Source organism: Corynebacterium sp. HMSC074A01, from assembly GCF_001831515.1.
GTDB lineage: Bacteria > Actinomycetota > Actinomycetes > Mycobacteriales > Mycobacteriaceae > Corynebacterium.
In genome coordinates this window covers 59,250-60,071 of record NZ_KV825631.1, presented here as the reverse complement: position 1 = coordinate 60,071, position 822 = coordinate 59,250, and the positions used below count along the sequence as shown (strand labels likewise).

Below are 822 nucleotides of genomic sequence, written 5' to 3'. Positions count from 1 at the left end.
AGGTGCTCCCCGCGCAGGCGGGGATGAGCCCATTTCCTCTATCCACCAGAAGGTGTCCTTGCCGTGCTCCCCGCGCAGGCGGGGATGAGCCGGCGCAAACTGCTGCGCAGGCTGCATTCAACCTGTGCTCCCCGCGCAGGCGGGGATGAGCCCAGATGCCCGGCGGTGAGCCTTCCATGTCTGGCGTGCTCCCCGCGCAGGCGGGGATGAGCCCCTCCGCGCCTCATGGCCGGAGGAAGACGAGCGGTGCTCCCCGCGCAGGCGGGGATGAGCCCGAGCTCGGCTACGTCGCGTCGCTGGTGAAGGGGTGCTCCCCGCGCAGGCGGGGATGAGCCGAAGCCCGGCGCGCCCTTCTGCAGGACGAGGACGTGCTCCCCGCGCAGGCGGGGATGAGCCCAGGATTGACGATCACCGAGCTGTCGCAGTCCGGTGCTCCCCGCGCAGGCGGGGATGAGCCCATGCGGGCGGTGTAGTTCGCGCCGTGCTCGTCGTGCTCCCCGCGCAGGCGGGGATGAGCCCATGCCGCCCACTGTGGTTGCAGCGTCTCCCAGGTGCTCCCCGCGCAGGCGGGGATGAGCCCACTGGCGACGGTGGAGCCGACGACGTCGAGATGTGCTCCCCGCGCAGGCGGGGATGAGCCGACAGCCTTCGGTGCATGAAGGCCTATGGCGAAGTGCTCCCCGCGCAGGCGGGGATGAGCCGTTTCGATGCTGAAGGTTTAATGTTGAGCTTCCGTGCTCCCCGCGCAGGCGGGGATGAGCCCGCCATTTACGCCACCCCCCCCGCAACAGTGGGTGCTCCCCGCGCAGGCGGGGATGAGCC

General features: G+C 70.7%; 1 CRISPR repeat array.

Going from position 1 to position 822, the window contains the following annotated elements:
* Positions 1-2: 2 nt before the first annotated feature.
* A CRISPR array of direct repeats spans positions 3-822; the repeat unit is 28 nt; unit sequence GTGCTCCCCGCGCAGGCGGGGATGAGCC.